The sequence below is a fragment of the Adlercreutzia rubneri genome (genome assembly GCF_009755265.1).
Classification (GTDB): domain Bacteria; phylum Actinomycetota; class Coriobacteriia; order Coriobacteriales; family Eggerthellaceae; genus Adlercreutzia; species Adlercreutzia rubneri.
Map to the genome: position 1 here is coordinate 41193 of NZ_WPOO01000001.1, position 26972 is coordinate 68164.

Here is a 26972-nt window from a genome sequence, read left to right on the forward strand (position 1 = left end):
GCGTCCGGCCCTATCCCGGAGGGGCAGACCAAGGTCGCCCCCTACGGAGAGGGAATATGGAACCTCGTGCCCCGTCGCGCCCATGCGGCGGCGCTTCGGTATAATTTCCTCCATGAAGAAGCGTACCCGCGAAAAAGTCGCCCTGCTCGTGTTCGCGCTGCTCGTCGTGCTCGGCGGCAGCGTGCTTCTGCGCTACTTCGAGACGGGCCGCTCCTTCAATATGGCCGCCACGGCCGTGGACGACGCCTTCGGGCAGATGTCCGGATATACGGCCATCGTCTTCGACGGCACCTACGACGTCCTGGACGCGCTGCGCCCCACGAAGCTCCCCTCGGTGGATGGGGGCGCCGAGGAGCGTCCCGAGACACTGGGCGAGATGGTGGCCGCCGAGCTGGCGCGGTTGCCGCTGTCCATGCGCGAGCGGCCCGTGTACGCCTCGGACGTGCGCTCGTTCTACGAGGAGAAGGGCGCCGGCGTCCTCACGCTGAACGTGGACGACCTCGCCCGCTACGAGAAGCCGCGCATCCTCATGGCCGGCGACCGCAAGATCGGCGTCGTGGCCGTGGACTACTACGCCTCGGCTCGTCAGCTGAAAAAGCTGCACGACGAGCTCGCGTCCGCCGGCGCCGAGTCCTTCGTCTGCCTCGTGCCGCGCCTGAGCTGCCTGGCGGACACCGACGACTTCAACGTGGTCATCGTCACCGACGACGACCAGGCCGAGCCCGGCCGCGGCGAGGGCGAGGGAAGCGCGCACATCGTCTACGCGCCGGAGCGCGGGCAGGTGGGCGTCGTGCTGCTCACGTCCCTGAACGTCCCCTCCTCGAAGGTGTACGCCTCGCTCTAGCCCGTTTGCCGGCCGCCGGTGCGCAAATTCGCGGGCTTTGTTTCGGCTCAGTTAATTAGTCATCGTTTGGAAATTCTCCGTCCTATAATGCAGCGCGAAGGCGGAGGTGCACCGTGGCACCGCCGCGAGCCCTTTCCGCATAAAGGAGGTTCCTTTGAGCTACGTCGACAACGTCATCGAGCAGGTGAAGGCGAAGAACGCCGAGCAGCCCGAGTTCATCCAGGCCGTCACCGAGGTGCTCCAGTCCCTCGAGCCGGTCATCGAGGCCCATCCCGAGTACGAGCAGGCCGCGCTGCTCGAGCGCATCGTCGAGCCCGAGCGCGTCATCATGTTCCGCGTGCCGTGGGTCGACGATAACGGCAAGATCCAGGTGAACCGCGGCTTCCGCGTGCAGTTCAACAGCGCCATCGGCCCCTACAAGGGCGGCCTGCGCCTGCATCCTTCCGTGAACCTCGGCATCATCAAGTTCCTCGGTTTCGAGCAGATCTTCAAGAACAGCCTCACCACGCTGCCCATGGGCGGCGGCAAGGGCGGCTGCGACTTCGACCCGAAGGGCAAGTCCGACATGGAGGTCATGCGCTTCTGCCAGGCCTTCATGACCGAGCTGTTCCGTCACATCGGCGCCGACACCGACGTGCCGGCTGGCGACATCGGCACGGGCGCCCGCGAGATCGGCTACATGTTCGGCCAGTACAAGAAGATCAAGAACGTCTTCGAGGGCGTGCTCACCGGCAAGGGCCTTAGCTTCGGCGGCTCGCTCGCCCGCACCGAGGCCACCGGCTACGGTCTGGTGTACCTCGTGGAGGAGTACCTGAAGTGCAACGGCGATTCCTTCGACGGCAAGACGGTCTGCATCTCCGGCTCCGGCAATGTGGCCATCTACGCCACGCAGAAGGCCCAGCAGCTCGGCGCCAAGGTGGTCACCGTGTCCGACTCCACCGGCTGGGTGTACGACCCGGCGGGCATCGATGTCGCGCTGCTCAAGCAGGTCAAGGAAGTGGAGCGCGGCCGCCTCACCGAGTACGCCGCCCGTCGCGAGGGCGTCGAGTACCACGAGGGCCGCGGCGTGTGGGTCACCCCCTGCGACATCGCGCTGCCCTGCGCCACCCAGAACGAGGTGCACATGGAGGACGTCGAGAACCTCGTGAAGAACGGCTGCAAGATTCTCGCCGAGGGCGCCAACATGCCCACCACGCTCGAGGCCACCGAGTACGTGCAGGAGCACGGCATCGTGTTCTTCCCGGGCAAGGCGGCCAACGCCGGCGGCGTGGCCACCTCCGGTCTGGAAATGTCCCAGAACTCCGAGCGCCTCTCCTGGACCTTCGAGGAAGTGGACGCGAAGCTCAAGGGCATCATGGTGAGCATCTTCCACGCCATCGACGACGCTGCCAAGCGCTACGGCCACGAGGGCAACTACGTCATGGGCGCCAACATCGCCGGCTTCGAGAAGGTCGCCAACGCCATGATGGCCCAGGGCATCGTGTAATCGATTCCGTTCGCCCTGACGGGTCGAACGGATCTGCCGACGCTGCGAACAGCCTGTGAGTCGCATGAAAAGAACCCCCCGTGATGAACTGGGGGTTCTTTTTACGTGCTAGAATGACGGTGTTCATGCGATGGGGAAGGGGACCGTGGCGATTCACGAAGACATAGCGGCGTTTCTCGCCTCCCATGCGGACGAGGGGTACCGGGCGTTCCAGGCGAAACTCATCCCGAATATCGATGCGGCCACCATCGTGGGCGTGCGCACGCCCGAGCTGCGGAAGTTCGCGAAAGGACTCGCCCGGCGGGAAGATGCAGGGGAGTTTCTGGCGGCGCTGCCGCACGGCGCCTTCGAGGAGAATCAGCTGCACTCGTTCGTCATCGCGCAGGAACGTGACTTCGGTAAGCTCGTCGGCGAGATCGAGCGCTTCCTGCCCTTCGCCGACAACTGGGCCACCTGCGACCAGCTGTCCTGTCGCGGGCTCGCCGCGAATCCCGATGCCGCCCTGGTGAAGGTGCGGCAGTGGCTGGAAAGCGACCACGAGTACACGGTGCGCTTCGCCATCGGCGTGCTGCTGCAGCTGTTCCTCGACGAGCGGTTCCGACCCGAGTTCTTCGAGTGGGTCGTCGCGGTGTCGCGACCGGAGTACTACGTGAACATGGTGCGCGCCTGGTATTTCGCCGAGGCGCTGGCCAAGCAGCCGGCGGCCGCCGAGCGCGTCATCGCCTCCGGCGCCCTCGACGAGTGGACCCACAACAAGGCCATCCAGAAGGCCATCGAGAGCCGCCGCATCCCCTTTGAGCAGAAGGGCCGCCTGCGCGCCCTGAAGCGGCGGTCGTAAGCGGGAAGTAGGCTATTTCGTATAACTCGAACTAACGTTCCATGTTATACTGGGCGGCATGGAACGTGAGCGCACATATGTCTGTATCGATCTGAAGAGCTTCTACGCCTCGGTGGAGTGCGTGCGCCGGGGGCTGGATCCCATGACCACACGGCTGGTGGTGGCCGATCCGACGCGCTCGGAGATGACCATCTGTTTGGCGGTGAGCCCGGCCATGAAGGCGGCGGGGGTGAAAAACCGCTGCCGGCTCTATGAGATTCCCGAGGGGATCGACTACATCACGGCTCAGCCGCGCATGAACAGCTATATGGAAGTGTCGGCGGAGATCTACGGCACCTACCTGCGCTATGTGTCCCAGGAGGACATCCATCCTTATTCCATCGACGAGTGCTTCATCGACGCCACGCCCTACCTGGAGCTGTACGACCTGACGGCCCGCGAGTTCGCCGACACCCTGCGCTCGGCAGTACTCGCGGAGACGGGCATCCCGGCCACCGTGGGCATCGGCCCCAACTTGTTCCTTGCGAAGGTGGCGCTCGACATCTCGGCCAAGCACGCGCTGGACGGGGTGGGCGAGCTCGATGCGCGCTCCTTTCGCGAGAGCATCTGGCGACATCGGCCCATCACCGACATTTGGAACATCGGGCCGGGCATCGCTCGGCGGCTCGCGAAGTACCGGGTGTTCGATTTGAAGGGCGTCGCCGAGATGGATCCGGACGTGCTCTACGGCGAGTTCGGGGTGAACGCCGAGTACCTCATCGATCACGCCTGGGGCGTGGAGCCCTGCACCATCGCCGAGATCAAGGCCTACGAACCGGAGAGCTCCTCCATGATGAACGGGCAGATCCTGCCCTGCGGCTACAACTTCGACGACACCCTCATGGTGCTGCGCGAGATGGTGGACGACTCTGTGCTCGATCTGGTAGAGAAGCACCTGGTGACCGATCATATATCCCTGCATGTGAGCTACGGGAAGAGCGAGGGCGAGATGGCGGAAGATGCTGGGGGCGATGCGTCGGAGGGCTCCGCGAAGGCCGGGGAGCTCTTCGACGGCGGCCACGGCATCCGCCGTGTCGGCGGCGCTCGCCCACACGGGGGCGGCTCGCGCAAGATTCCCGAGCGTACGAACTCTTTCGCGAAGCTCTACGGCTATTTGGAGGCGCTCTTTCGGGAGACGGTGGATCCCGCTCGCACTATGCGCAAGATCAGCATCGGTTTTGGCAACCTGGTGGACGCCGATCTGGCCACGGTGGACCTGTTCACCGATGTTGCGGCCGCCGATCGCGAGCGGCGCCGCGCCGAGGCCGTGCTCGCCGTGAAGGAGAAGTTCGGGAAAAACGCCCTCATCAAGGGCACGAGCTTGAAGGAGCACGCGCTCGGTCGCGAGCGGAACACCATGGTGGGAGGGCACCATGGCTAGGGAAGTGGATTTGCTCGCGGGACTCGTATGGGAGGAGGTCGGCGGTGCGGGTGTTCCTGACAAGGGGGTCGCCGTTGGCGGGACGGTCGCCGATGCAGGGGCGGAGGGGCGGCAGGCCGAGGCGTCCTTGGATCCTCCTGTGCCGCCCGACATTGGGCGGCCGCACCCGGATCGTGCCCGCCAGTTCATGCCCTTCGCGGCGCTGCGCGGCTACTACGATCTCGTTCATGCAAAGGAAGTAGTGCCTGAGCCGCGTCGGCCGCTGGCTGACGACGAGGCCCGGGCGCTGGACGGGATTATCGCGAACCTCGTCCGCGGGGACGTGGTGCGCTGCCGCTACTACGAGGACGGCGGCTACCGGGTGGCCGAAGGGGCCGTGAGCCAGATTGACCTTACCTTTCGCGACCTGTGGATCGTGCGCCGTCGCATTCCCTTTTCGGCCATCCAGTCTCTGGAAATGCTGTACCCGGCCGGCTGACCTCCGGGCCGCCGCCTCGGCGGCGGTGTATGATTCCCTCGAGCAACAGGAAGGAACCGTTTCATGAGCAACGAGATCAAGTGCCCCCATTGCGGCGAGGCGTTCACGGTGGACGAGAGCGGCTACGCCGCCATTTTGAACCAAGTGCGCGACCAGGAGTTCCAACGCGAGGTGGACGCTCGCGTGTCTTTGGCCGAGAAGAGCCGCGAGCAGGAGGTGGCGCTGGCGGTGTCGAAGGCCGAAGAGGCCCTGCGCGCGCAAATCGCCGAGCGCGACGGCGAGCTCGTCAACCTGAAAGCCCAGCTGTCTACCAAGGAGAGCGAGGCGGAGGCGGCGCGCAAGCTGGCCGTGAGCGATGCGATGGCCGCCGAGGCCGAGCGGCTGCGCGCGGTGGAGCGCGAGCGCGACGAGCTGGCCCAGAAGCTGGAGAGCCAGCGCGCGCAAGCCTCTATGGAAACCCAGATCGCGGTGCAGAGGGCCGAGGCTGCGGCCAAGGACGCCCAGGTGGCCGTCGAGCGCGAGCGGGACGAGCTGCGCGGCAAAGTGGAGCGGGCACGTGACGAGCTGGAGGCGCAGAAGACCCGTGCCGAGGCCGAGCTGGCCCGGGCTCAGGCCGAGGCCCAGGCCCAGCTGGCCGAGAAGCTGCGGGCGAAAGACGAGCTCATCGCCGACCGCGAGCGCGAGATCGAGCGCATCCAGGACATGAAGGCGCGCCTTTCCACGAAGATGCTCGGCGAGTCGCTGGAGCAGCACTGCGAGATCGAGTTCAACCGCCTGCGCCCCACGGCCTTCCCGCGCGCCTACTTCGAGAAGGACAACGAGGTGGTGGAGGGCACCAAGGGCGACTTCGTCTTCCGGGACTTCGACGAGGAGGGCAACGAGATCGTCTCCATCATGTTCGAGATGAAGAACGAGGCCGACGACTCCACCCATAGGAAGACCAATGAGTCGCACTTCAAGAAGCTGGACGCCGACCGCCGCAAGAAGGGCTGCGAGTACGCCGTGCTCGTGTCGCTGCTCGAGCCGGACAACGAGCTGTACGCCGCCGGCATCACGGACGTCTCCTACCGCTTCGAGAAGATGTACGTCATCCGTCCGCAGTTCTTCATCCCGCTCATCACGCTTCTGCGCAATGCGGCGCTCTCCTCCATGGAGGCCCGGCGCGAGCTGGCCCTCGTGCGCCAGCAGAACATCGACGTGACGAACTTCGAGGACCAGCTGGCCGACTTCAAGGACAAGTTCGGCCGCAACTACCGGCTCGCCAGCGAGCGCTTCGCCAAGGCCATCGACGAGATAGACAAGTCCATCGACCACTTGCAGAAGATCAAGGAGCACCTGCTGGGGAGTGAGCGCAACCTGCGTTTGGCCAACGACAAGGCGGAGGATCTCACCGTGAAGAAGCTCACCCGCAAGAACCCCACCATGAAGGCCCTGCTCGACGAGGCCCGCGCCGCGAAGGAAGGTGCCGGGACAGATGACGAGACGGCGGAAGCGGCCGATACCGAGGTCGTCGACGACTAGGCCTTCTTCTCCCGCAGCTTGAGGGCGGCGGCGAGGCGGCGGCCCTTGCCGCATTTGGGTTTGGAAAGCGGGCAGCGCTTCTTGCAGCAGGTGCAGTGCGAAAGCGCAAGCGACGCCTTGGCCTTGGCGCAGCCCTTGCAGCCGGCGGCGCCCTTCTCGCCCGCGCAACCGGTGTGCTTCTTCTTGCGGGCCTTCTTTTCGGCCTTCTTGTCGGCGGCGGCCTTCTTCGATTTCTTGTCCTTCATGGTGTTCCTCGTCTTTCGGGGAAGCAGATTTCGTGTTAGCGGACTCTAACATAATCGTGTGGTCTCGACAACCATGAGCGATCTGGTCGGCGAAGGAGGCTTTAAGGTTCAGCTGTACCGAAGATAGTACACTTAATCGCTCGGGGGTCCTTTATTATGGTCGATCATAAGGTTATCGGTCAGGAGGAACCCATGGCAACTGCAGCTCAATCGATCCGCGTCGTAGAGGGCACCACCGTGGCGGGAACGCGCCACGTGCCCGCCATGGCGGCCATTGCGGAAGGCTACGGAAAAGGGGAGCGGTTCGCGCTCGTGCGCGACGCGGCCAACCCCCATGACGGCTGGGCCGTGGAGGTGCGCGATGGCGCCGACCGCCGGATCGGCTACGTCTCCTGCGAGTGCAACGAGTTCGTCGCCCGGCTCATCGACGGCGGCAAGTCCGTGGAGGGGCGCCTCACGGACAAGGAGCAGATCGGCTCGTGGACGCGGCTCGTGATGGAGGTGGTGCTCAATGACTAGCGCCGTCGCGGCCGCGGCTGCCCCTGTTGCAACCGCCCCCGCCGCCCCGGCCCGCGCCGAGGAAGTGGGCTGGACCCAACGCATGGCGAACCTGATGTTCGGCGCGCCCAGCGCGCGGCGGGCCTGCGGGGGCGCCGAGACGAGCTTCACGCCGAAAGTGCTGCGCAACGAGAAGTGGCGCCGTAGGCGCGAGACGGGCTCGGTGTTCGCCGTGGATCGCAAGGGCGTTGCCGGCGCGGGCGGCCTGCCCCGCATCTGGGTGAGCGAGCCGGCGCCCGACGGGGCCGGTCGCACCTTCGTTGCCTCCTACCCCGGTGGCGCCGACTGTGGCGGCTGGCGCGCACTGGAGCTGGCTGAGATCTATTTCAGCGAAGCCTTGGGTCTGCCGGGCGAGGAGCATCGCCGCCGACGCATCGACTGCTACCGCGCGGCCGAGATACTCCTTCTGCATGCCGCGGCCCGGGGCAATATCGGCGCCCATTGCCGTCTCGGCGTCATCTACGAGAGCGATCTGTGCGAGGGGGAGTACTGGGACGGTCTGGCCGATCGGCGCGCGCTGCACAAGGTAGACACCCCTTTCGACGAGCGCGCCTACCTGCACTTCTCCTTCGGCGCCTACCACGGCCACGGCGAGTGCTGCTGGCGTTTGGGTGACTTGGCGGCCGCGGGCCGGGGATGCGATGCCTCGACGGCCCGCGCGTTCTCGCTGTACCGCCGGGCCTTCGATTTGGAGAGCGGGCGCATCGACGAGGACCGGGCATCCACGGGCAACGCCGCCCTGCGCCTGGCCCGGGCCTTCGAGCTGGGGCGCGGCTGCGCCCAGGACTTCCGCCGGGCGCGCACCTGGTATCGGCTGGCGGCCATAAGCTTGGGTGCCGCTTTCGACGGCGGCCAGTGGCACTTCAAGCGCGAGCGCCTCGAGGCGCGCCGCGGCGTCGCTCGCATGGCCCAGGAGATCGCCGGTACCTACTAGGCGCGAGCGGGGTAGCAGACGACGAGAGCCGCCCGGGGAGGTGGCTCTCGATGGTGGTCGGCGCTCACGAGCGGGACTTCAACGGCATGCCCCGACTCCGGTGCCTATTGGCCGAGCGGGTGCGCGTAGGCCTCGGGCAGCTGGGCCGCCAGGGCCTCGTACTCGGCGATGTTGCGGCGCATGAAGTCGTTGAAGTCGTCGTAGTGCTCGCGCAGGGCCCGGGCGAACTTCTCCACGGGCCAGATCTCCGGGGCCTCTTCCAGGCCGCCGTCGCCGTCCACGGTGTGCTCCCATTCGATGATCTCGGCCTTGGCGACCTTAAGATCGTGAGGCAGCCGGCCCTCGCGCTCGAACTTCTCCAAGTCGGGCATCATGTGCTTCTGAATCTCGATGAGCTTGATAATCAGTTCCTGATACGTCATCATGCGCCTCCTGTCGCTTGCGGTTAGGGGAACGGGCTGGCCTTCCGGGGCGCGTCTGCGCCGGGTGTCATCGCGTTCCCTTGTCATGGTAGCCTCGGGAAGAGGCCGTCGACGCTCGACGGCCCACGGGTCACCGCGCGGGCGGCAATCCGTTGCCAAATGCTTACGGAGCCGGTGGCGACGACTCGTCCGGGCCGATTGATTTTCGGCTGCGTGGGGCTATCCGGTGCGAACGCGGTGCCAGCAGAGGGAAGTTCGGGCTGTGGAGGGACATAAAGAGGACACCGAAGCGTCCTGATCGCGTTAGAATGGTCGGAACTGATTTTTCAAGGAGGATGCCCGTGCCGACGACCGTTCCCATCAAGCTCTACCGCACCACCGAGCGTGCGAATGCTGCCGCCAAGGCCGCCGCGACCGAGGCGGGCGCCGGCGCCGCCTTCGGCACGCGCCGCCTTACGGCCGCGGGATTGGTGGAGGAGCTGTGGGAGCTGTGGGGCGATGGGCGCGCGCTCGTCAGGGCCGACGAGCGCCAGGTGCTGATGGCCCGGGCGGCCGCTGGTTGCGGGGCTGCCGAGACACCTGGTGCGCCGTCGGTGCTGGCCGCTTTCGCCGCCGAGCATGCGGCGGCCTTTGCCGAGGGGATCGGACGCGATGGGGATGGCTTGGCCCCCTTGCAGCGCGAGCTCGTCGCGTGCCTCCGCTCCTATTACGACGATCTGTCGGCACGAAACCTCATAGAGCCGGACGCGGCGGCCGCCCGTCTTGCTTCGATGGTCGCTGCCGGCCGGCTTCCCGTCATGGAGGTGGCAGTTCTCGACTTTCTGGATGCCTCAGAGGGGCTTCGGAGCCTCCTTGCGGCTTTGGGCGCCCGTGCGGAGGGCGCGGCCGACCTTGCGACGGTGCCGCCCCTTCCCCGGGACGTGCAGCCGTCCGTACTGATCGCTGCGGGAGCGGCGGCGATGCCGGAGCTTCTGCTTGAGACGATAGCGCGCGATGGGGGCAAAGCGGAGAACACCCTGGTTGTGAGCGCCGATCCCGCGGGATTGCTGCGGGTTTTGGGGGCGTCCTTGGCCGCAGCCGGCTTTCAGGTGGCGTTGCGGGGGGCCGTGCCCTGGGACGCCACGGCTCTCGGGCGTGCCTGGGAATGCGTGCGCCGCTTGGAGGAGGGGAGCCCCCACTGGCTCGCGGCGGCCACCGATTTCGCCTACAACCCGCTCTCGGGCCTCGACGACCGGAAAGCCCGGGAGATCAACGGGCGCTTGAGGGCTGATCGCCTGCTTCTCGCCGAGGACGCCGCCGGTATCCTTGCGGCGGAAAGCCGCTCCTATGAGGCCCTCGTCCGCGTGGTTCGGGCGATGGCCCGCGGAGAGAGCGTTCCGTCCGATGCGCTTGAGGCCCTCTCCGGCATCGTGGGCTCTGCGTTCCCGGGCGCTTTGGAGCGCGCCGTCGAGCGCGCCGCCCTCGACAGGCTCCGCGCCTTGGTGCAGACGGCGGAAGAGCTGGGGGCGTCCTCCCGCGCGCTACTGCCGATGCTCGCGGACGCCACGGTGCGCATCGAGGGCTCGTCGGATGGCGAGGGCCCGGTGTGCGAGATCGCGGGAACGGCGGTGCTGGATTCCCTGGCGCCGAAAAGCTGGGACACGGTCGTCCTGGCGGACGTCAGTGCGCGCACCTTCGGCATCTCCGAGGACCTTTCGGCCCTGGACGGCCTCGCCGAGGCGCTCGGCCTTCCCCGCGAGCCCTCGGCCCTTCGGCGCCAGCGGTCGCGGTTCGCGGCGGCTGGGGGGGCCGCGCGCCGCCGGTTCGTCCTGGGGGTGAGCCGCCGCGACGAGCGGGGGGACGAGTCGTTCCCGTCATTTCTCTTGGAGGAGTTCGCAAGTGCCCAGGCCCAAGCGGAGGCTTCCCGGGCCCTTGTGGAAGGGGACGGGGAGCTGGCGGCCCGGTGGCAGCGCTCCGATGCCGCGCGCCTCGGGCTGCCCGAGCCCTTGGCGACCGAGGCGCGCTGCGCCGGCGAGGGCGCGCTGCCCCAAGTCCTCGGCGTCGCGTTCGGCCCCATTGCCAGCTGCGAGGAGCTTTCCGTGCCGATGCGAGGCCGCTTGCGCACCCTTCCGCTTCTACGCTATCTCGCGCGCACGCCCGAGGGACTGCCCGTGCTGTCCCCCTCGGCTATCGAGCAGTACCTCTCGTGCCCCTACCGCTGGTTCGTGCAGTCCTGCCTTCGACCGGAGGGCCCCGATGAGGAGTTTGGCCCGCGGGAGCTGGGCAATTTCGCCCACGAGGTCTTCGCCCACTTCTACGACGGTCTCGCCGGGGAGGGCGTGCGCCGTGTGAGTGCGGAGAATATCGAGGCCCTGGCGCCCCGGCTCGAGGCGCTCGTGGACGAGCTTGCGCGGGTGCAGTCCGAGCGGCGACTGGGATCGCGCCTCGTCGCGGCCAACCGGGAGGAGCGGCAGCAGCTGGCGCAGCTCAAACGGCAGTTGGTTCGCAGCCTGCGCCTGCAGGCGCAGATGCCCGCCGGCTACGAGCCCGCCCTCTGCGAGCATGCCATCGAGGTTTCCGATGCCGTGGACTACGCCGGCGTGCGCCTGCGGGGCCGCATCGATCGCGTCGATGTCGACGCGGAGCGCGGGCGCTTCGTGATCGTGGATTACAAGGGCGCATCCAAGGGCTACGCATCAGGCCTGAAAGAGGGCGACGAGCCGTCTCTGCCGCAACACGTGCAGGGGCTCATCTACGCCCAGGCGCTTTCGCGCACCGGCTTCGGCCTCGCCTGCGCGGGCGCGCTGTACCTGGGCTACCGCGCGCGCGGCGCGAAGGAGCTTCTGGCCGGCGCCTACGATGGCGCGGCTTACGATGCGGGCGGCCTGTCCTCGAAAAACTCGGAAGTGGCCATGAACTTCTCGGCCTACCTGGATGCCATCGAGGCGTTGGTGGCCGCGCGGCTGGCAGAGCTTTCCGAAGGGGCCATACCTGTGAGCCCGTCCGCGCCGGCTGCCTGCACGTACTGTCCCGCCTACGATTGTCCCGGGAGGCTCGCGTGAATCTCGATAGCTGCAAAGAGGGCCAGCGCCTGACCATCACCACTTTCGATCGACCCCTCATGGTGGCCGCCGGCGCCGGCTCGGGGAAGACGTTCACCCTGACGCGCCGCATCGCCTACGGGCTGCTCGCCGGCGAAGGGAAATCCGGCGGCCTGCGATCTGTCGACGAGGTGCTCGCCATCACCTTCACGGTGAAGGCGGCCGCCGAGCTGCGCGACCGCATCCGCGGGCTTTTGCGCGAGGAAGGCCTGGTCGAGGAGTCGTTGAAGGTGGACGACGCCTGGGTGTGCACCATCGGCTCCATGGCCGCCCGCATCCTGCGCGAGAACGCCTTCGAGGTGGGCATCGATCCCGCGTTCGAGGTGGTCGACGAGGCGGAGGCGAGCTACCTTCGGGCTGAGGCCGTAGAGCAGGTGCTCGCCCACCTCGAGGAGGGCGCCGATCCGCTGCTGCGCGCGGTTGTGGACGAGTTCGGGCTCAAGGGCCGCGGCCCTTTCGACAAGGGGCTTCTTGAATACGCCCAGGAAGTGGTGGCCCGGGTGAGGGCGATGCCCGAGGGGTTCGGCGGCCTGCGGGTGGCGGAGCCGACCGCCGCGCCGGAGCAGCTTATGCGGCTGGTTCTGGAAGCGGCCCGGGAAATCCAGGGCGCGGTGCGGGAATGGGACAAGCCCACCGCCACCGACGAGGCGTTCGCCGCAGCTCTGGAGGAGGGCATCGAGGGGGCCGAGCGATGGCTTGCGGCCGATGCGGGCGAGGGCTTTCTGAGTGCGCGCTTCGATGCGGAGCTGTACCTGGACGTACTTCTGGGCTTTCCGCCCTCTTCGGAGAAGTACCGCGCCAAGAAGCCGGATGCCGAGGCATTCGCCGCCTGGCGCGAGGCCTATGCGGATGTGTTCTCCGAGGCCCGGGCGGCCCTGGGGGCGCGGGTTGCTGCCGCCGCCGTGACGCTCGCGCGCCTAGTGGAGGACGCTTATGCCCGGGCGAAGGGGAGCGGCCGGCTCGATCAGGGAGATTTGCTGCGTCGGTGCCTGGACGCCTTCGCCGAGCACCCCGAGCTCTCGGCGCGCTACCGCGAGCGCTTCAGGGTCATCATGGTCGATGAGTTCCAGGATACCGACAAGCTGCAGGTCGCCGTCATCGGCGCTCTGGCGCAACCGGGCTTCGCCAACGTGTGCACGGTGGGCGACGCGCAGCAGAGCATCTACCGGTTCCGCGGCGCCGACGTGAACGTGTTCTTCGAGTACCGCGACAGGCTGCGGAACCTCTCTCCCGACGCGCAGTTTCCCTCGCTGCCCCACAACTTCCGCAGTCACGGCGACGTCCTGGCGCTCGTGGATGCCATTTTCGGCCAACCCCAGGTGTTCGGTGATGAGTTCCTGCATTTGGAGGCGGCCGGCGCGGTGAACGCGACCGTCGATCCGATGTTTGGCCCCGACGGCCCGGCCCGCATCGCCGTGAGCGTCTTCCAGAACGACGCGAGCCACGCCACCGTGTCATCCGACGAGGCATCGAGGCGCTGCGCTCGCGAGGTGGCCGACCGCTTCGCCCAGCTGAGGGACGCGGGGGCGCGCCCGGGGGAGATGGCTCTGCTGCTGGGCAGCATGACCCGCGCCTCCCTCTATCAGGAGGCGCTGCGCGAGGCGGGTCTCGAGAGCATCGTGGCCGGCGGGTCGGGTTTCGGCCAGAGCCCGGAGGCCCAGCTGGTGGCCCTGTTGTTGCGCGTGGCCGTGAACCGCGACGACACCGAGGCGCTCTACCCGGTGCTGGCCTCCGAGCTGTTCGCGATATCCGACGATGCCCTTCTCGCCCTTGCCACGACGGACGCCTGGGCGGCCGGCGACGAGAGCGGGTACCCCCGCCAGTCCATCGCTCGCGGCTTCTTCGGGCGTGAGGAGGACGGCGCGTTTCCCCTGGGCGCCGATGATCGCGCTGCCCTGGCTTTGACGCGCCGCTGCCTGCGCTCCTTTGTGCGTCATGCGGTGCGGGAGGGCGCGGCGTCGGCCCTGCGGCGTCTCTTCGCGGACAGCGGCCTGGCGGATCGGCTCCAACTTGAAGGAGCCAACGGCATGGCGCGCGCAGGGAACTTCAACAAGGCCTGCGTCATCGTCGAGGGGCTCGAGCGCGACGGCTGCGGCATCGCCGATGTGTCGCGGCGCTATTCCGACTATATCGCCCTGGCCAAGGAGGCGCCCGGCGCACTGACGTGCCTCGATGCCGACTTCGTGCGCATCATGACCGTGCATACCTCCAAGGGCCTGGAGTTTCCCCATGTGGCTGTGGCAGAGTTGAAGGACGGCTATCCGGGGGGTAGCGCGCCCTCCTTCTTCGTCGAGAACATCGGCGAGGCCACCTATGTGGCTGCGGCTTGGATGCCCCATGGCTCGTGGGACAAGACGGCGGCGAAGCTGCGCAGCTGGGCACGGGCGCTGGACGAGGAGGGTCCCGCGGTGCCGATGGAAGAGCCGGCCGAGGCCGAGCGCGCTTTCTGCACGCTGCCGGCGGCGCGGTTTGGCGCGGCACTGGCAACCTATTCCGCCGTCCAGGAGCGCGAGGAGGCGCGGCGCCTCATGTACGTTGCCCTCACGCGCGCGAGCCGCTCGTTGCAGCTGGTCATGAGGGTGAGCGCGAAACCCGAGGACGGCTACGGGGACACCTGGGTGACCGGCGACGTCTTCGATGCGCTCGGATGGCCCATGGGCGAGGGTGCCAGTATCTCCATGGTGGACTTCGGCGGCCGCGCACCGGCCAGAGTGACGGCAGAGCGGCTACTCGTCGAGATGCAAGACGATGAGATGGGCGAGGGCGAGGGAGCTCTTGCCGGCGAAGAAAAAGTGGAGGACCGAGGATCCGACGGGGCGCGGGGCCAACGGGCCGACGAGGGGATCGTCTCCGAAACTGCGGCGACGGACATTTCCCCTGTCTTTCTGGTTCCGCTGCGCGAGCACCCCGAGGATCCGGTGCTCGTTCCGCGCAACTTCGCGCGCGAGGGGCTCTACTCCTACACGTCGCTTTCCGGCGCGCACCCCCACAGCGACGAGGCGGCCGTCGATACCGACGAGGGCTTAGTGCTTGTCGACTCGGAAGGAGCTGCGGTCGCCTCCGAATACCGCGCTTCAACTGACAGGGGCGCGCTTCCCGGCTCCGAGAGTGCGACGGCCCTGGGCACGGCATTCCACCGCCTGGCCCAGCAGGCCATCGAGCTGAGCGAGCGCGGGGCGCTCTTCTGCCCGGGCGAGGCGGCCATCGAGGCCCAAATTCAGAAAGAGAGCCTTTCGGCCGGTCAGCAGGAACGGCTGTACAGGGCGCTGACCCGCTGGCTCGGAAGCGACGAGGCCGTCCGTTTCGCCTCCTATGAGCACCGCCGCGCCGAGGTGCCCTTTACCGTGGCCTTGGGCGGCTTCTTCCTGGAAGGCGAGATCGACGGCCTCGCCGACAACGGCGACGGCGCGGCCTTCCTCATCGACTACAAGACCGGCGGCCGCGACGACGAGACGCCCGAGCAGCTCGACGAGAAGCACCGTCTCCAGGCGAGCTGCTACGCCTATGCGCTCATGCGCGCGGGCTACGAGTCGGTGGAGGCCCACTTCCTGCGCATCGAGCGCCCCGGCACCGATAACCCGCGTGATCCGCAGATCGTTCCGTACCATTTCGAGAAAACCGACCTGCCCGCCCTGGAAGCGCTTACAATCGCCAAGCAGCGCGAAGCAAGCGTTTGAGGTCATCCGTTCCTTAACGGCCGCAACCCCATCCGTAGGGGGCGACCTTGGTCGCCCCTCGGCGGCAGGCCCATCTGTGGAACGGAATTGGAAGAGCTTCGAGGCTGCGAAGGGGCGATCAAGGTCGCCCTCTACGATGAAGGATAGATAGGAGGCCGTCATGGCCCGTGAGCATACCGGAACCAATCGCGAGCGCAGCGAGTATTACGGGGCGCTGCAGGATGTCGTGGACGCGCTGTTCGCCCAATACGGCGACTTGGACCCCGCTATCGCCGAGGCCGTCGGCGCCAAGGTGCGCCGGCTCGATGTGGTGGTGGCTGCCGAGGCGGCCGACTTGCCTGACGAGCTTCTGCGCATCGTCACGCTGCTCCCGCCTGGCGACTACACGCGCCAGCGCCTGTGCACCCAGCTGAACAGCGCCATCGTCGGCCACGCTTGGGGCCAGGTCTACGGTACGGTGGAGTAGCGCGCGGTGACTGCCGTTCTTCCTAAAGAACGAGGCGAGGCTGAGCCGGTACGTAAAGAGGCCCGCGATCGCTCGCGGGCCTCATCTGGCATTCGGTAAGAGCAGCGGCTTAGAAGCGCAGCGACAGGCAGGACAGGCCGCCGTCCACCTTGCGGTATTCGGAGGTGTCCACCACCAGCGTCTTGTAGCCGAGGTCCTGCACCGCTTTCAGCACCGTGGGGTAGCCCTCGGGCACGATGACGGTGCCGTTGACCCAGATGCAGTTGGCGCCGTAGGCCTCGTCCTCGGGCACGACCACCTTGTTGTACTGGGCGAAATCCGGCTTCTCGATAAACTCGCCGGAAACGAGCATATTGCCGTCCTCCAGGTAGTTCACGCCGGTCTTCAGGTGCAGCACCTCCTCCAGCGGCACCTCGGAGCCCTCGAGCCCCCAGCCCTCGAGGATCTCGATGAACTGGCGGATGCCCTCCTCGTTGGTGCGAGCGGAACGACCCACGTAGAAGTGGTCGCCCACCATCATGACGTCGCCGCCGTCCAGCGTGCCCGGCGCGACGATGTGCTTGACGTGCTCGTCGTCGAAGAACTGGCGGATGGTCGGCTCGATCTCGTCCTTCTCGCCGTTGCGGGAATCGGCGCCGGGGTTGGTGATGATGGCGCCGCAGCGCGTGATAACCGCGGGGTCCTCCACGAAGCATGAGTCTGGGTATTCCTCCAGCGCCGGCAGCTCGGTCACTTCCACGCCGCATTGCTTCAGGGCGGCGATGTAGTCGTCGTGCTCCTCCACGGCGCGCTCGTAGATGGGCTGGCCCAGCTCCGGGGCGCTCGTGATGCCGTTGCACAGAGACTTGCCCGGCTTGCGGACGATGACGTTGGTGAACTTGGTCATAGAGACTCCTTGTCCTCGCTTGCGCGTTTTCGCGTGAGAACAGTGTAGCGCTGACGAGGCGTCAATGGCGCACTATCTTTGAGGAAGTCTTCCATAAAACAGGACGCGCCGGGTCGGGCCCTGGCGCGTCCTGTGCTTCGTCTGTTGCAGCCGCCTAGCCCTCTTCGCGCTCCAAGATGAGGTCGCCGAGGAAGCGAATGATGTCGTCGGACTCGAACATCGGCACGCCGTCCACGATAAGGCACGGCACCTGGCCCTTGCCGGCGATGCGGATGAGGTCGTCTTTCACGCCCGGCTCCAGGGTGTCGCGCATGGGCATGGCGATATCCTCCTGCTCCATGAAGGCGAGTACCTTGTGGCAGAAGGGGCAGGTAGGCTTGTAATAGAGAACCATGTTGTCGAAGTACATGAGGCTTCCTTTCCTCAGGACAAAAACTTTTCGTTTTTTGGTCACAAAATCGAGTTTTGAATTCGAGAATATGTTAAATGCTCTCCGACGCGCCCGAATTGGCGCTTGAAACTGGTTAATCGACTGTTGGAATTAACGAAAAACGAGCAATTCCAAGATAGGGAAAGAGCAAAACTCGATTTTGTGACCATTTTCGGCAAAATCTTTGCAAGGTCGTGAGGTCTTCGCCTCCGAACCGCTCGGCTCTTATGTTGAGGGCGCGACTCGCATATGGGGTTACAATGGCCGGGTAACTGACGGCTGCCCGGGGCGTATCGCCTGTGGGACGCGTGGGCGCACCACCGCAGACGCTTCGGGCGCGTGATGAAGGAGAATCGCCTCATGGCTAGGGTCTACAACTTTTCCGCCGGTCCTGCTGTGCTTCCCGAGGAGGTGCTGCGCCAGGCGGCCGCCGAGATGCTTGACTACGACGGCACCGGCATGTCCGTCATGGAGATGAGCCATCGCTCCAAGCCCTTCGCGAACATCATCGAGACGGCTGAGGCCGACCTGCGCGAGCTTCTGCAGATTCCCGACAACTACCAGGTGCTTTTCCTGCAGGGCGGCGCCACCCAGCAGTTCGCGGCCGTCCCGATGAACCTCATGCAGAACAAGAAGGCCGACTACATCGTGTCCGGCTCCTGGTCGAAGAAGGCCTGGAAAGAGGCGAAGCTCTACGGCGAGGCGCGCTGCGTGGCCTCTTCCGAGGACGAGAACTTCTCCTACGTGCCCGACGTGGCCGGCCTCGAGTTCGACCCTGAGGCCGACTACGTGTACATCTGCCAGAACGAGACCATCTACGGCACCACGTACCACACGCTGCCCGAGACCGGTGACATTCCGCTGGTCACTGATGTGAGCTCGATGTTCCTCTCCGAGCCCATGGACGTGTCGAAGTTCGGTCTCATCTACGGCGGCGTGCAGAAGAACATAGGCCCCGCCGGCGTGACCATCGTCATCGTGCGCGACGATCTGGTGCGCGAGGAAGTGCTGCCCTTCACGCCCACCATCATGCGCTACACCACCCAGGCGAAGGCGAAGTCGCTGTCGAACACCCCGCCGGCCTACGGCATCTACATCTGCGGCCTTGTGTTCAAGTGGCTGAAGGAGATGGGCGGCCTGTCCGCTATGGCCGAGCGCAACAAGGAGAAGGCCGCCATCCTCTACGATTACCTCGATCAGAGCAAGCTGTTCCGCGGCACCGCCCGCAAGGAGGATCGCTCGCTCATGAACGTGCCCTTCGTCACGGGCTCCGATGAGCTGGATGCGCTGTTCGTGGCCGAGGCGAAGTCCCATGGCATCGAGTCCATCAAGGGCCACCGCTCCGTGGGCGGCATGCGCGCGAGCATCTACAACGCCATGCCGAAGGCCGGTGTCGAGGCGCTCGTCGCCTTCATGGCCGAGTTCGAGAAGAACAACGGCTAGCGAGCAGGCAAAAAGGGGAGGCGGCGGCCTCCCTGCGACAAGACAGAGGCCCGGCGAGGGCGACGAATGCGGAAGGTGGCGCTCATGACGAAAAAGATCCTGGTCACGGAAGACTTGGTGCAGGAAGGCATCGATTCGCTCACCGAGCACGGCTACGAGGTGGACAAGCTCATCGATCCCACGCCCGAAGAGCTCGCCTCCGCCATCGCGCCCTACGACGCGCTCATCGTGCATCCGAACACGGTGGTCGACGCGGCTCTGCTGGACGCCGCCGAGAACCTGAAGATCATCGGGCGCGCGGGTGTGACCGTGGACAACATCGACATCGAGGCCGCCTCCGAGCGCGGCGTCATCGTGTGCAACGCGCCGAACTCGAACGTCATCTCGGCCGCCGAGCATACTATGGCGCTCCTGCTCGCCGCCGCTCGCCACATTCCCGAGGCGAGCGCCTCCATGCACGCGGGCCAGTGGCGCCGTCCCGACTTCATGGGCAGCGAGCTGTTTGGCAAGACGCTCGCCATCTTCGGCCTGGGCCGGGTGGGGGGTCTTGTGGCGGAGCGGGCCGCGGCCTTCGGCATGAACCTCATCGGGCACGACCCCTACTGCTCGCCGGAGCGCGCCCTGCATCTGGGCGTCACCCTCTACGACGACATGGCGCCGGTGCTCGCCCAGGCCGACTTCATCACGGTGCACCTGCCCCGCACGGTGGGTACCCTGGGCATGTTCGGCGCCGACGAGTTCGCTGCCATGAAGGACGGTGTCGTGCTCGTGAACGCTGCCCGCGGCGGCATCTTCAACATGGACGCCCTGGCCGATTTCGTGGCCGCCGGCAAGATCGCCGCGGTGGCCGTGGACTCCTTCGAGGCCGAGCCCTGCACCGACTCGCCCTTGCACGAGTTCGAAAACGCCATTCTGACGCCCCATCTGTCGCCTATGACCCACGAGGCCCAGCGGCGCGCCTCCACCCAGATCGCCGAGTACGTGGAAGCGGGCCTGGAGGGCGGTATGGTGGCCACGGCGGTGAACCTGTCGCCCTTGCCCCCGGAGGTCTTCGATGCCATCGGTCCCTACGTGCACGCCTGCAAGATGATGGGATCGATGGCCAGCCAGATCCTCGGGCATACGCCGAAGAGCCTGAAGGTGGAGCTGGCCGGCGGCTTGGCGGATGCCGACCCGGCGCCGCTGCTCGCGGCGGTGCTCGACGGCGGCCTGTCCTACCGGCGCCTCGGGGCCTTCTCGGCGGCCAACGCCGAGTCGGTGGCCTCCCAGCATGGCATTTCCGTTACCACCGCCTCGGCGCGCGATGCCGGCGAGTACGCCTCCTCGGTGCGCATCGTGGCCGATGAGGTGGAGGTGGCGGCGACCCTGTTCGGCACCGAGCACACGCCCCGCATCATCTCGCTCATGGGCTACAAGATCGACATCGCGCCGGCGACCACGTCGCTTGTGTTCGAGTACGTGGACGCCCCCGGCCGCATCGGCGTCATCGGCACCATTCTGGGCGATGCCGCGGCCAACATCACCACCATGCAGATCGGCACCAGGCCGGAGGAGTCCTGCGCGCTCGTGTACATGAATGTCGAGGGGGACGTGTCCGAAGCGGTGCTCGACCGCCTGCGCGGGGCCATCGATCTGCGCAACCTGTGGAAGATCACCCTGTAGCGGCCATCGACGGCTCCGATGTCGGGCTATAGAAAGATTTAACCGTGTCCAGCGGCGCCTTTTAACGGGGGTGCCGCTGGTTTTTGTTATGATGCTTTCGGTCAACTATGTCCGCGTCTCAGGCGCGAACTGTCGGAAGAAGAAAAGAAGAAAGAAGGATGGCATGACACGCAAGATCGACATCTTCGATACCACGCTGCGCGACGGCGAGCAATCGCCGGGCGCTTCCATGAACACGGAGGAGAAGCTCGTCATCGCCCGCCAGCTTCTTCGTCTGAACGTCGATGTCATCGAGGCCGGCTTTCCCATCTCCAGTCCCGGCGACTTCGAGTCGGTGCGCCGCATCTCCGAGCTGGCCGGCGACGCGGCCGTGGTGTGCGCGCTGACCCGCGCCGTGGACAAGGACATCGACTCGGCGGCCGATGCGCTGAAGTTCGCGAAGCGTCCCCGCATCCACACCGGCATCGGCGTGTCCCCCTCGCACATGCGCGACAAGCTGCGCATCACCGAGGACGAGTGCATCGAACGAGCGGTGCATGCCGTCAGCTACGCCAAGAAGTACGTGGAAGACGTGCAGTTCTACGCCGAGGACGCGGGCCGGTCGGATTTCGCGTTCCTCGCACGGGTCATCGAGGCGGTCATCAAGGCGGGGGCCACGGTGGTGAACATCCCGGACACCACGGGCTACTCGCTGCCGGAGGACTTCGGCGCGCGCATCAAGTACCTCATGGACAACGTGGCCGGCATCGACGATGTCACCGTGTCGGTGCACTGCCACAACGACTTGGGCATGGCCACGGCGCTGTCGCTGGCCGGCGTGCGCAACGGGGCCACGCAGATCGAGTGCACCATCAACGGCCTCGGCGAGCGCGCGGGCAACACGGCCATGGAGGAAGTGGTCATGGCCATGCGCATGCACGGCGAGGAGCTCGATGCGCACACCGACATCAACACCCGCGAGTTCATCAAGGCGAGCCGCTTGGTCAGCTCCATCACCGGCATGAACGTGCAGGCCAACAAGGCCATCGTGGGCGCCAACGCCTTCGCCCATTCCTCGGGCATCCACCAGGACGGCGTGCTGAAGAAGCGCGACACCTACGAGATCATCGATCCGGCCGAGGTGGGCGTGGGCCAGAGCCAGATCGTGCTGACGGCCCGCAGCGGACATGCGGCCTTGAAGCACCGCCTGGAGGAACTCGGCTACGAGTACGAGGGCGAGGAGCTCGACCGCCTCTACAACGCCTTCCTCGATGTGGCCGACAAGAAGAAGGAAGTCTACGACGAGGATCTGGAAGCGCTCGTGAACGAGCGCGATCGCGAGGAGTGCGCCATCTACACGCTGGAGGGCGTGCAGGTCAGCTGCGGCTTCCCCTTGAAGCCCACGGCCACGGTGACCCTGCGCGGGCCCGAGGGCGACGTGCGGACGGTGTGCGATTGGGGCGCCGGCCCGATCGATGCGGTGTACAAGGCCATCGATCAGATCGTGCAGGTCGACAACGACCTGTCCGAGTTCGCCGTGAACGCCGTGACCCGCGGCATCGACGCGCTCGGCGAGGTGACCGTGCGCGTGAAGGCCGCCGGTGGCGAGGTGTACGTGGGCCGCGGGGCCGATGGCGACATCATCGTCAGCTCGGCGAAGGCCTACTTGAATGCGCTCAACCGACTGCTCGCCGAGAAGCGCTAAAGGAGGCCTCTTCTCTAAGGGCGTTGCCGAAGAGCGTGCCTGGCGTTACGTTCACCGAAGCCGATGGGACATCTCATCGGCTTCTTTATTTCCCTTTTCCGTCCTCAAGTAAAATAGTGCGATATCGAATTTCAAGGAGGCACGTTATGGCTGAGGACAACAAGCTCGGGCGCAAGATCACCACGCTGCGCGAGGCGCATCATCTGACCTGCCAGGATCTGGCCGATCGTTGCGGTTGCGACGTGACGGTCATCGAGAAGCTGGAGGCCGGCGAGGTGCCGCCGTCCCTGGCGCCGCTGATCAAGCTCACCCGCGCCCTCGGCGTGCGCCTGGGCACCCTCATGGATGACGACGAGACCTACGGGCCCGCCTACATCAGCACCGATCAGATGGAGGAAGTGGAGCGCGTGAAATCGCTCCAGACCGCCAAGGACGCCGGCGACCTGTCCTACTTCAGCCTGGCGGCGGGCCGTCCCTCCCGTCATATGGACCCGTTCATCATCACCGTGAGCCCCACCGGCGAGGCCACGCACAAGCTGGATTCCCATGAAGGGGAGGAGTGGCTCTACGGCATGGAGGGTGAGATCGAGATCGAGTACGGCAATGAGACCTACGTGCTCGGCCCCGGCGAGTCCATCTACTACGATTCCATCGTGCCCCACCAGGTGCGCGCCCATAATGGGCAAAACGCTAAATTCTTGGCCTGTGTTTACACGCCGTTCTAAGCGGGGGAGGGATCTATGACCGAAGAGAACAAGACCACTGACGCTCCCGTTCCCGGGTCTCCCGATTATCCGCTGCACTCGGAGCTGACCATCGGCGCCTATCTGAAGCAGCAGGTGGCGATCGATCCCGATCACGAGTTCGTCGTGTACCCGGACCGCGACCTGCGCTGGACCTACAAGGACTTCGACGAGCGCACCGATGCCTTGGCCAAGGGCCTCTTGGCCATCGGCATGAAGCCGGGCGACCACTTGGGCGTGTGGGCGCGCAACATCCCCGATTGGCTCACCTTCATGTACGCCTCGGCGAAGATCGGCGTGGTCATGGTCACGGTGAACCCGGTGTACAAGTCCCACGAGCTCGACTACGTGCTGAAGCAGTCGGACATGAAGGCGCTTTGCGTGATCGACGCCTACCGCGATGTGGACTACCTGCAGATCATCCGCGATCTGGTGCCCGAGTCGCTGAACGTGCAGCGCGGCTTCCTCCATTCCGAGGCGTACCCCTTCCTGGAGAACCTCATCTACATGGGACCCGAGAAGCACCGCGGCTTCTACAGCGTACCCGAGCTTCTGCTGCTCGGCCAGCACAAGCCCGACAGCTCCCTGGAATGGGCCCAGGGCCAGTTCGACAACAACGACGTGGTCATGATGCAGTACACGAGCGGCACCACGGGCTTCCCCAAGGGCGTCATGCTCACCCATCGCAACATCCTGAACAACGGCTTCTACATCGGCGAGGGCCAAAAGCTCGGTGCCGAAGACCGTGTGTGCCTGCCGGTGCCGTTCTTCCACTGCTTCGGCTGCGTGCTGGGGGTCATGGCCTGCCTCACCCACCGCTGCACCATGCTCATCGTTGAGGAGTTCAATGCCGAGCTGGTGCTTCAGGCCCTCGACAAGGAGAAGGCGACGGCGGTCTACGGCGTGCCCACCATGTTCATCGCCGAGCTGAACCATCCGGACTTCGACTCCTTCGACTTGTCGCACCTGCGCACGGGCATCATGGCCGGCAGCCCCTGCCCGCCGGAGACCATGCGCGAGGTCATGGAGCGCATGAACATGCGCGACGTGACCATCTGCTACGGCCTCACCGAGACGAGCCCGGTGTTCACCCAGACCTCGGTGGACGATGACATTCCCCACAAGTGCGAGACCGTGGGCCGGGCCCATCCGCCGGTGGAAGTGCGCGTGCTCGATGTGAACGACGGCCACATCTGCGAGCCGGGGGAGCACGGGGAGCTGTGCTGCAAGGGCTACAACGTCATGAAGGGCTACTACAAGATGCCCGAGGAGACGGCCAAGGCCATCGATAAGAACGGCTTTCTGCACTCCGGCGACATGGGCACCGTGGACGAGGACGGGTATTTCCGCGTCACGGGCCGCATCAAGGACATGATCATCCGCGGCGGCGAGAACATCTACCCGCTCGAGGTGGAGAACTTCCTGCTCACCATGCCCGGCGTGCTGGACGCCCAGGTGGTGGGCATCCCCGACGCGAAGCTCGGCGAGATCGTCGGCGCGTTCATCCGGGTGCGCCCCGGCTTCGAGGATATGACCGAGGACGACGTGCGCGCCTACGCCATCCCGCGCATCGCCCGCTACAAGGTGCCCAAGCGCGTCTTCTTCGTGGGCGATTTCCCCATGACCCCCTCCATGAAGGTGCAGAAGTTCAAGCTCCGCGAGATGGCCGAAGAGCTGGTAAAATCCGGGCAGTAAGGAAGTTCCCGAACGGTTCGGAGGGCTCCGTTTCTCTATGCGAGCTCGCACCGATTCGGGGATGATTTCGTAGGGGGCGACCTCGGTCGCCCCTCCTCGAGCGAGGTTGCTCCACCAGCAGAGGGCTGACCGAGGTCAGCCCCTACGAGACGGCTTCCGCTACGAGAACCTTCCCATGGGGTTCATGCGCTGGTGCTCGATGTAGAACACTCTCACTTCGTCGGCATCGTAGTCGATCACGTAATAGATGGTGAAGGGGGTGTCGGGAATGGCGATCCACCGGCACGGAACCGAGAGGCGCGCCGCATCGTAGACGGGGTCGTACTCGCGGCCCATTTCCGGGAAGAGCGCGAGCATGTCCCTTTGGCGATCGATGGCGAGCGCCACCCGCTCACTGAAAACGTTCTCCAGGATGAACGTGCGCACAGAGTCCGTGAAGAGAACGCGCATGCCTTCGGCGGCCATCACTCCCAGCCCCTGAGTGCCCGCAGCTCGTCCATGACGTCCTGGGCGTCGTGAAGCTTGCCCTCCTGCATTTCCTGGATGCCTTTGAGCATGCCGCGGTAGGTGCGCATTTCCTGCTCGTAAATCTCGTTGCGGAAGGCCATGGCGGCATCGAAGGCGGCCGAGTCCATCACCACGACGCAAGCCGAGCCGTTGCGCGTGAGGTACAAGGGCTCGCCCGAGTGGCTGAGATCCTCGATGAGGGCGTTCTGGTTCCGGTTGAATTCGGACAGTGGCTTGATCTGCGGCATAGTAACCTCCTAAGAATTTGCTGTAAATATACAGTGAATAAGCAGAATTGGCAATGCCTCATCTTGTGTGCTATGGATTTGTCACGAAAGGTTATCGCATTATCCCGTAGGGGGCGACCTTGGTCGCCCCTCCTCAAGTGGGGTCGACTCGCCAGGGGAGGGCTGACCAAGGTCAGCCCCTACGGAGGGATCGGTTCCTGCCTATCGAGTCGTGCTCTAGAAATCTGAGCGCTGCATGTTCAGGTAGTTCAGAAGCTCACTGCGCTTGTGGATCTGCATCTTGTCGTAGATGTGGCGGATGTGGGTGTTTACGGTGTAAGGGGAGATGACGAGCTTTTCCGCCATGGAGTTGGTCGTGTGTCCGCGCGCGATGAGCAGCAGGATCTCCGCTTCGCGGGCCGACAGGCCGAACTCGGCTGCCGCTTCGGCGCAGATCTCCTCCACCTCGTTTCGCGTGGGCGGCGCAGCGGTGAGGGCCACGATGCTGAACTCCATGCGCACGAGCGGCACGAGCACGACGGCGAGCAGGCACATGAAGGCCAGGCAGGTCGGCGGTGTGAGGGCCTGGGTCACTGGCACTGCCATACTCTCGTACCACAGCGCCAGCGAGTTGCCCGCGGCGAGCCCCAGGCGCACGAAGCCGCCGGCCATGGCGAAAGTGAGCGCCGGGGTCGCGTAGCCTTTGGTGGTGAGGATGCCGAAGTACATGATGAGCAGCACTTCGAAGAGCGATTGCACGCCGATGCCGACGATGAAGGCGGGGAAGTAAGCGAACGTCGAGGAGAGGAACAGCGAGAAGCCCACCATGATGGCGATGAGCAGGGCCGGGTAGATCTTGAAGATGTTGAGGCGGTTGCGCGACAGCGTGTAGATGCCGGCGATGACGAGAATGAACAGAGCCCCGCCCAAAATGCCGAATGTGAAGGAGTCCTCGCCGGTGGGCAGCACTTCCCATGGGATGATGCAGCTGAGGAAATAGCAGGCGGCGCAGGCGAGCAGCGTGACGAAGCCAACGCCGAGCATGTTCTTGAAGCCGCTGCTTGTAGCGCTGCGCGGCAGGAGTACGGGAAAGGCGCGCTTTTCGTCCTTGCGGGCGAAGGCCAGAAGGGCTCCCGATGCCAGGGGGAGCAGGGCCGCCGCCGGCGCCGTTATCATCGGAGGCAGGAGCGAGGCGACGAACACGCACAGGAACAGCGTGATGCCGAAGACCGTGCCGATGTGGTTGATAGTGAAGTTCGCCTTCACGCAGGCGTAGCGCTCTCCCCAGAGTATCCAGAGCGTGGCCTCGGAGACGCTGAGGATGATGATCGCGACGAGGTAGAGGCCTGCGGGCGCGAGATGGAAGGGAAAAAATCCCAGGGCCACCGTGCCCGAAGAAGCCGCAATCATCGCCGCCGGCAAGACGATCGGGTGGTCGCTTAAGTGACGCTTTCGGCCGAGAAGCCCCGCCAGAATGAAGAGGAACACCGCCGTTAGCAGGAGGCTCGCTACCCAGCTGAGCGTCACGCTCTTGTCGAGCAGCTGGGTGTGGAAGAAGAAGTTCGGCACAAACCAAAGTACGTAGTGCCAGGCGAGCAGCAGGGCAAAGCCCACGTATTTCAACAAGGGCCTATCGAAGAGGGCGGAGGGGGCGAGTCCTTCTCTAGCGTCTGACGACTCGAATTCGGCGCGGCTTGCTTCCATAGGTGCTCTCCCCTTTGTCATC

23 protein-coding genes are annotated in these 26972 nt (G+C 65.6%); 16 read left to right on the plus strand and 7 right to left on the minus strand.

Annotated features, from left to right (window positions below):
- Positions 1 to 112: 112 nt before the first annotated feature.
- The 6 genes from GO707_RS00200 to GO707_RS00225 all read left to right on the plus strand — a co-directional run bounded on the left by GO707_RS00200 (position 113) and on the right by GO707_RS00225 (position 6587).
- On the plus strand, positions 113 to 844 hold the full coding sequence (locus tag GO707_RS00200; RefSeq protein WP_157011456.1) for a hypothetical protein: 732 nt from the start codon (positions 113 to 115) through the stop codon (positions 842 to 844).
- 154 nt (positions 845 to 998) lie between these two features.
- Positions 999 to 2330 (plus strand): NADP-specific glutamate dehydrogenase, encoded by a 1332-nt coding sequence (gene gdhA, locus GO707_RS00205; RefSeq protein ID WP_157011458.1) that lies wholly within the window; start codon positions 999 to 1001, stop codon positions 2328 to 2330.
- A 145-nt stretch (positions 2331 to 2475) separates the two neighbouring features.
- On the plus strand, positions 2476 to 3168 hold the full coding sequence (locus GO707_RS00210; RefSeq protein WP_198160958.1) for a DNA alkylation repair protein: 693 nt from the start codon (positions 2476 to 2478) through the stop codon (positions 3166 to 3168).
- Positions 3169 to 3226: 58 nt separating this feature from the next.
- On the plus strand, positions 3227 to 4588 hold the full coding sequence (locus tag GO707_RS00215; RefSeq protein WP_157011462.1) for a Y-family DNA polymerase: 1362 nt from the start codon (positions 3227 to 3229) through the stop codon (positions 4586 to 4588).
- A complete protein-coding gene (locus tag GO707_RS00220) occupies positions 4581 to 5066 on the plus strand; it encodes a hypothetical protein (RefSeq protein WP_157011464.1) in 486 nt (161 codons plus the stop codon). The genes GO707_RS00215 and GO707_RS00220 overlap by 8 nt, the downstream gene beginning before the upstream one ends.
- Before the next feature lie 63 nt (positions 5067 to 5129).
- A complete protein-coding gene (locus GO707_RS00225) occupies positions 5130 to 6587 on the plus strand; it encodes a DUF2130 domain-containing protein (protein ID WP_157011466.1) in 1458 nt (485 codons plus the stop codon).
- On the opposite strand, the gene GO707_RS00230 is transcribed toward GO707_RS00225, so the two are convergent.
- Positions 6584 to 6832 (minus strand): hypothetical protein, encoded by a 249-nt coding sequence (locus tag GO707_RS00230; RefSeq protein WP_157011468.1) that lies wholly within the window; start codon positions 6830 to 6832, stop codon positions 6584 to 6586. The two genes, GO707_RS00225 and GO707_RS00230, sit on opposite strands and share 4 nt — an antisense overlap.
- Positions 6833 to 7024: 192 nt before the next feature.
- On the opposite strand from GO707_RS00230, the gene GO707_RS00235 reads away from it, so the two are divergent.
- Entirely contained in the window at positions 7025 to 7351 is a 327-nt protein-coding gene (locus GO707_RS00235; RefSeq protein ID WP_198160959.1) for an HIRAN domain-containing protein, read from the plus strand.
- On the plus strand, positions 7344 to 8324 hold the full coding sequence (locus GO707_RS00240) for a tetratricopeptide repeat protein (protein WP_157011472.1): 981 nt from the start codon (positions 7344 to 7346) through the stop codon (positions 8322 to 8324). Before GO707_RS00235 ends, GO707_RS00240 begins: the two co-directional genes overlap by 8 nt.
- 104 nt (positions 8325 to 8428) lie before the next feature.
- On the opposite strand, the gene GO707_RS00245 is transcribed toward GO707_RS00240, so the two are convergent.
- Positions 8429 to 8749, minus strand: coding sequence for a hypothetical protein (locus GO707_RS00245; protein WP_157011474.1), 321 nt, complete (start codon positions 8747 to 8749; stop codon positions 8429 to 8431).
- 338 nt (positions 8750 to 9087) lie between these two features.
- Here GO707_RS00245 and GO707_RS12655 point away from each other — a divergent pair, with 338 nt between their 5' ends.
- From GO707_RS12655 to GO707_RS00260, 3 genes are all read left to right on the plus strand, one after another.
- On the plus strand, positions 9088 to 11787 hold the full coding sequence (locus GO707_RS12655) for a PD-(D/E)XK nuclease family protein (protein WP_157011476.1): 2700 nt from the start codon (positions 9088 to 9090) through the stop codon (positions 11785 to 11787).
- Positions 11784 to 15503: a UvrD-helicase domain-containing protein gene (locus GO707_RS00255; protein WP_157011477.1), complete on the plus strand. Its 3720-nt coding sequence runs from the start codon at positions 11784 to 11786 to the stop codon at positions 15501 to 15503. Before GO707_RS12655 ends, GO707_RS00255 begins: the two co-directional genes overlap by 4 nt.
- Before the next feature lie 160 nt (positions 15504 to 15663).
- Positions 15664 to 15969: a hypothetical protein gene (locus tag GO707_RS00260; protein WP_157011480.1), complete on the plus strand. Its 306-nt coding sequence runs from the start codon at positions 15664 to 15666 to the stop codon at positions 15967 to 15969.
- Positions 15970 to 16078: 109 nt separating this feature from the next.
- Here GO707_RS00260 and GO707_RS00265 read toward each other — a convergent pair whose 3' ends face one another.
- Together GO707_RS00265 and GO707_RS00270 are read right to left on the minus strand one after the other, a co-directional pair.
- Complete coding sequence (locus GO707_RS00265) at positions 16079 to 16855, minus strand: dimethylarginine dimethylaminohydrolase family protein (RefSeq protein ID WP_117284795.1); 777 nt, start codon at positions 16853 to 16855, stop codon at positions 16079 to 16081.
- Positions 16856 to 17009: 154 nt separating this feature from the next.
- Positions 17010 to 17264 carry a glutaredoxin family protein gene (locus GO707_RS00270; protein WP_117284794.1) on the minus strand — a complete coding sequence of 85 codons (255 nt, stop codon included), beginning with the start codon at positions 17262 to 17264 and terminating at the stop codon, positions 17010 to 17012.
- Between the two features lie 381 nt (positions 17265 to 17645).
- Here GO707_RS00270 and serC point away from each other — a divergent pair, with 381 nt between their 5' ends.
- From serC to GO707_RS00295, 5 genes are all read left to right on the plus strand, one after another.
- Complete coding sequence (gene serC, locus GO707_RS00275; protein ID WP_157011482.1) at positions 17646 to 18728, plus strand: 3-phosphoserine/phosphohydroxythreonine transaminase; 1083 nt, start codon at positions 17646 to 17648, stop codon at positions 18726 to 18728.
- A gap of 84 nt (positions 18729 to 18812) precedes the next feature.
- Complete coding sequence (gene serA, locus GO707_RS00280) at positions 18813 to 20390, plus strand: phosphoglycerate dehydrogenase (protein ID WP_157011484.1); 1578 nt, start codon at positions 18813 to 18815, stop codon at positions 20388 to 20390.
- A gap of 163 nt (positions 20391 to 20553) precedes the next feature.
- Positions 20554 to 22074, plus strand: coding sequence for a 2-isopropylmalate synthase (locus GO707_RS00285; RefSeq protein WP_114539165.1), 1521 nt, complete (start codon positions 20554 to 20556; stop codon positions 22072 to 22074).
- Positions 22075 to 22220: 146 nt separating this feature from the next.
- On the plus strand, positions 22221 to 22799 hold the full coding sequence (locus GO707_RS00290) for a helix-turn-helix domain-containing protein (protein ID WP_022739788.1): 579 nt from the start codon (positions 22221 to 22223) through the stop codon (positions 22797 to 22799).
- A 15-nt stretch (positions 22800 to 22814) separates the two neighbouring features.
- Complete coding sequence (locus GO707_RS00295) at positions 22815 to 24512, plus strand: AMP-binding protein (RefSeq protein ID WP_157011486.1); 1698 nt, start codon at positions 22815 to 22817, stop codon at positions 24510 to 24512.
- A 159-nt stretch (positions 24513 to 24671) separates the two neighbouring features.
- Here GO707_RS00295 and GO707_RS00300 read toward each other — a convergent pair whose 3' ends face one another.
- From GO707_RS00300 to GO707_RS00310, 3 genes are all read right to left on the minus strand, one after another.
- The gene (locus GO707_RS00300; RefSeq protein WP_232325489.1) at positions 24672 to 24977 is read right to left on the minus strand and encodes a type II toxin-antitoxin system RelE/ParE family toxin; all 306 of its coding nucleotides are present in this window, start codon (positions 24975 to 24977) and stop codon (positions 24672 to 24674) included.
- Positions 24977 to 25267, minus strand: coding sequence for a type II toxin-antitoxin system Phd/YefM family antitoxin (locus GO707_RS00305; protein WP_114539162.1), 291 nt, complete (start codon positions 25265 to 25267; stop codon positions 24977 to 24979). The genes GO707_RS00300 and GO707_RS00305 overlap by 1 nt, the downstream gene beginning before the upstream one ends.
- Positions 25268 to 25483: 216 nt before the next feature.
- On the minus strand, positions 25484 to 26950 hold the full coding sequence (locus tag GO707_RS00310; RefSeq protein WP_157011490.1) for a response regulator transcription factor: 1467 nt from the start codon (positions 26948 to 26950) through the stop codon (positions 25484 to 25486).
- Between the last annotated feature and the right edge of the window lie 22 nt (positions 26951 to 26972).

Bases quoted from the DNA above. Each gene is read 5' to 3' on its own strand.
- GO707_RS00225 (WP_157011466.1), top strand. From the start codon at position 5,130: ATGAGCAACGAGATCAAGTGCCCCCATTGCGGCGAGGCGTTCACGGTG.
- GO707_RS00240 (WP_157011472.1), top strand. From the start codon at position 7,344: ATGACTAGCGCCGTCGCGGCCGCGGCTGCCCCTGTTGCAACCGCCCCC.
- GO707_RS00235 (WP_198160959.1), top strand. From the start codon at position 7,025: ATGGCAACTGCAGCTCAATCGATCCGCGTCGTAGAGGGCACCACCGTG.
- GO707_RS00270 (WP_117284794.1), bottom strand. From the start codon at position 17,264: ATGTACTTCGACAACATGGTTCTCTATTACAAGCCTACCTGCCCCTTC.
- GO707_RS00220 (WP_157011464.1), top strand. From the start codon at position 4,581: ATGGCTAGGGAAGTGGATTTGCTCGCGGGACTCGTATGGGAGGAGGTC.
- GO707_RS00265 (WP_117284795.1), bottom strand. From the start codon at position 16,855: ATGACCAAGTTCACCAACGTCATCGTCCGCAAGCCGGGCAAGTCTCTG.
- GO707_RS00200 (WP_157011456.1), top strand. From the start codon at position 113: ATGAAGAAGCGTACCCGCGAAAAAGTCGCCCTGCTCGTGTTCGCGCTG.
- GO707_RS00310 (WP_157011490.1), bottom strand. From the start codon at position 26,950: ATGGAAGCAAGCCGCGCCGAATTCGAGTCGTCAGACGCTAGAGAAGGA.
- serA (WP_157011484.1), top strand. From the start codon at position 18,813: ATGACGAAAAAGATCCTGGTCACGGAAGACTTGGTGCAGGAAGGCATC.
- GO707_RS00260 (WP_157011480.1), top strand. From the start codon at position 15,664: ATGGCCCGTGAGCATACCGGAACCAATCGCGAGCGCAGCGAGTATTAC.
- GO707_RS00295 (WP_157011486.1), top strand. From the start codon at position 22,815: ATGACCGAAGAGAACAAGACCACTGACGCTCCCGTTCCCGGGTCTCCC.
- serC (WP_157011482.1), top strand. From the start codon at position 17,646: ATGGCTAGGGTCTACAACTTTTCCGCCGGTCCTGCTGTGCTTCCCGAG.
- GO707_RS00230 (WP_157011468.1), bottom strand. From the start codon at position 6,832: ATGAAGGACAAGAAATCGAAGAAGGCCGCCGCCGACAAGAAGGCCGAA.
- GO707_RS00285 (WP_114539165.1), top strand. From the start codon at position 20,554: ATGACACGCAAGATCGACATCTTCGATACCACGCTGCGCGACGGCGAG.
- GO707_RS00305 (WP_114539162.1), bottom strand. From the start codon at position 25,267: ATGCCGCAGATCAAGCCACTGTCCGAATTCAACCGGAACCAGAACGCC.
- GO707_RS00215 (WP_157011462.1), top strand. From the start codon at position 3,227: ATGGAACGTGAGCGCACATATGTCTGTATCGATCTGAAGAGCTTCTAC.
- GO707_RS00290 (WP_022739788.1), top strand. From the start codon at position 22,221: ATGGCTGAGGACAACAAGCTCGGGCGCAAGATCACCACGCTGCGCGAG.
- GO707_RS00245 (WP_157011474.1), bottom strand. From the start codon at position 8,749: ATGATGACGTATCAGGAACTGATTATCAAGCTCATCGAGATTCAGAAG.
- GO707_RS00300 (WP_232325489.1), bottom strand. From the start codon at position 24,977: ATGGCCGCCGAAGGCATGCGCGTTCTCTTCACGGACTCTGTGCGCACG.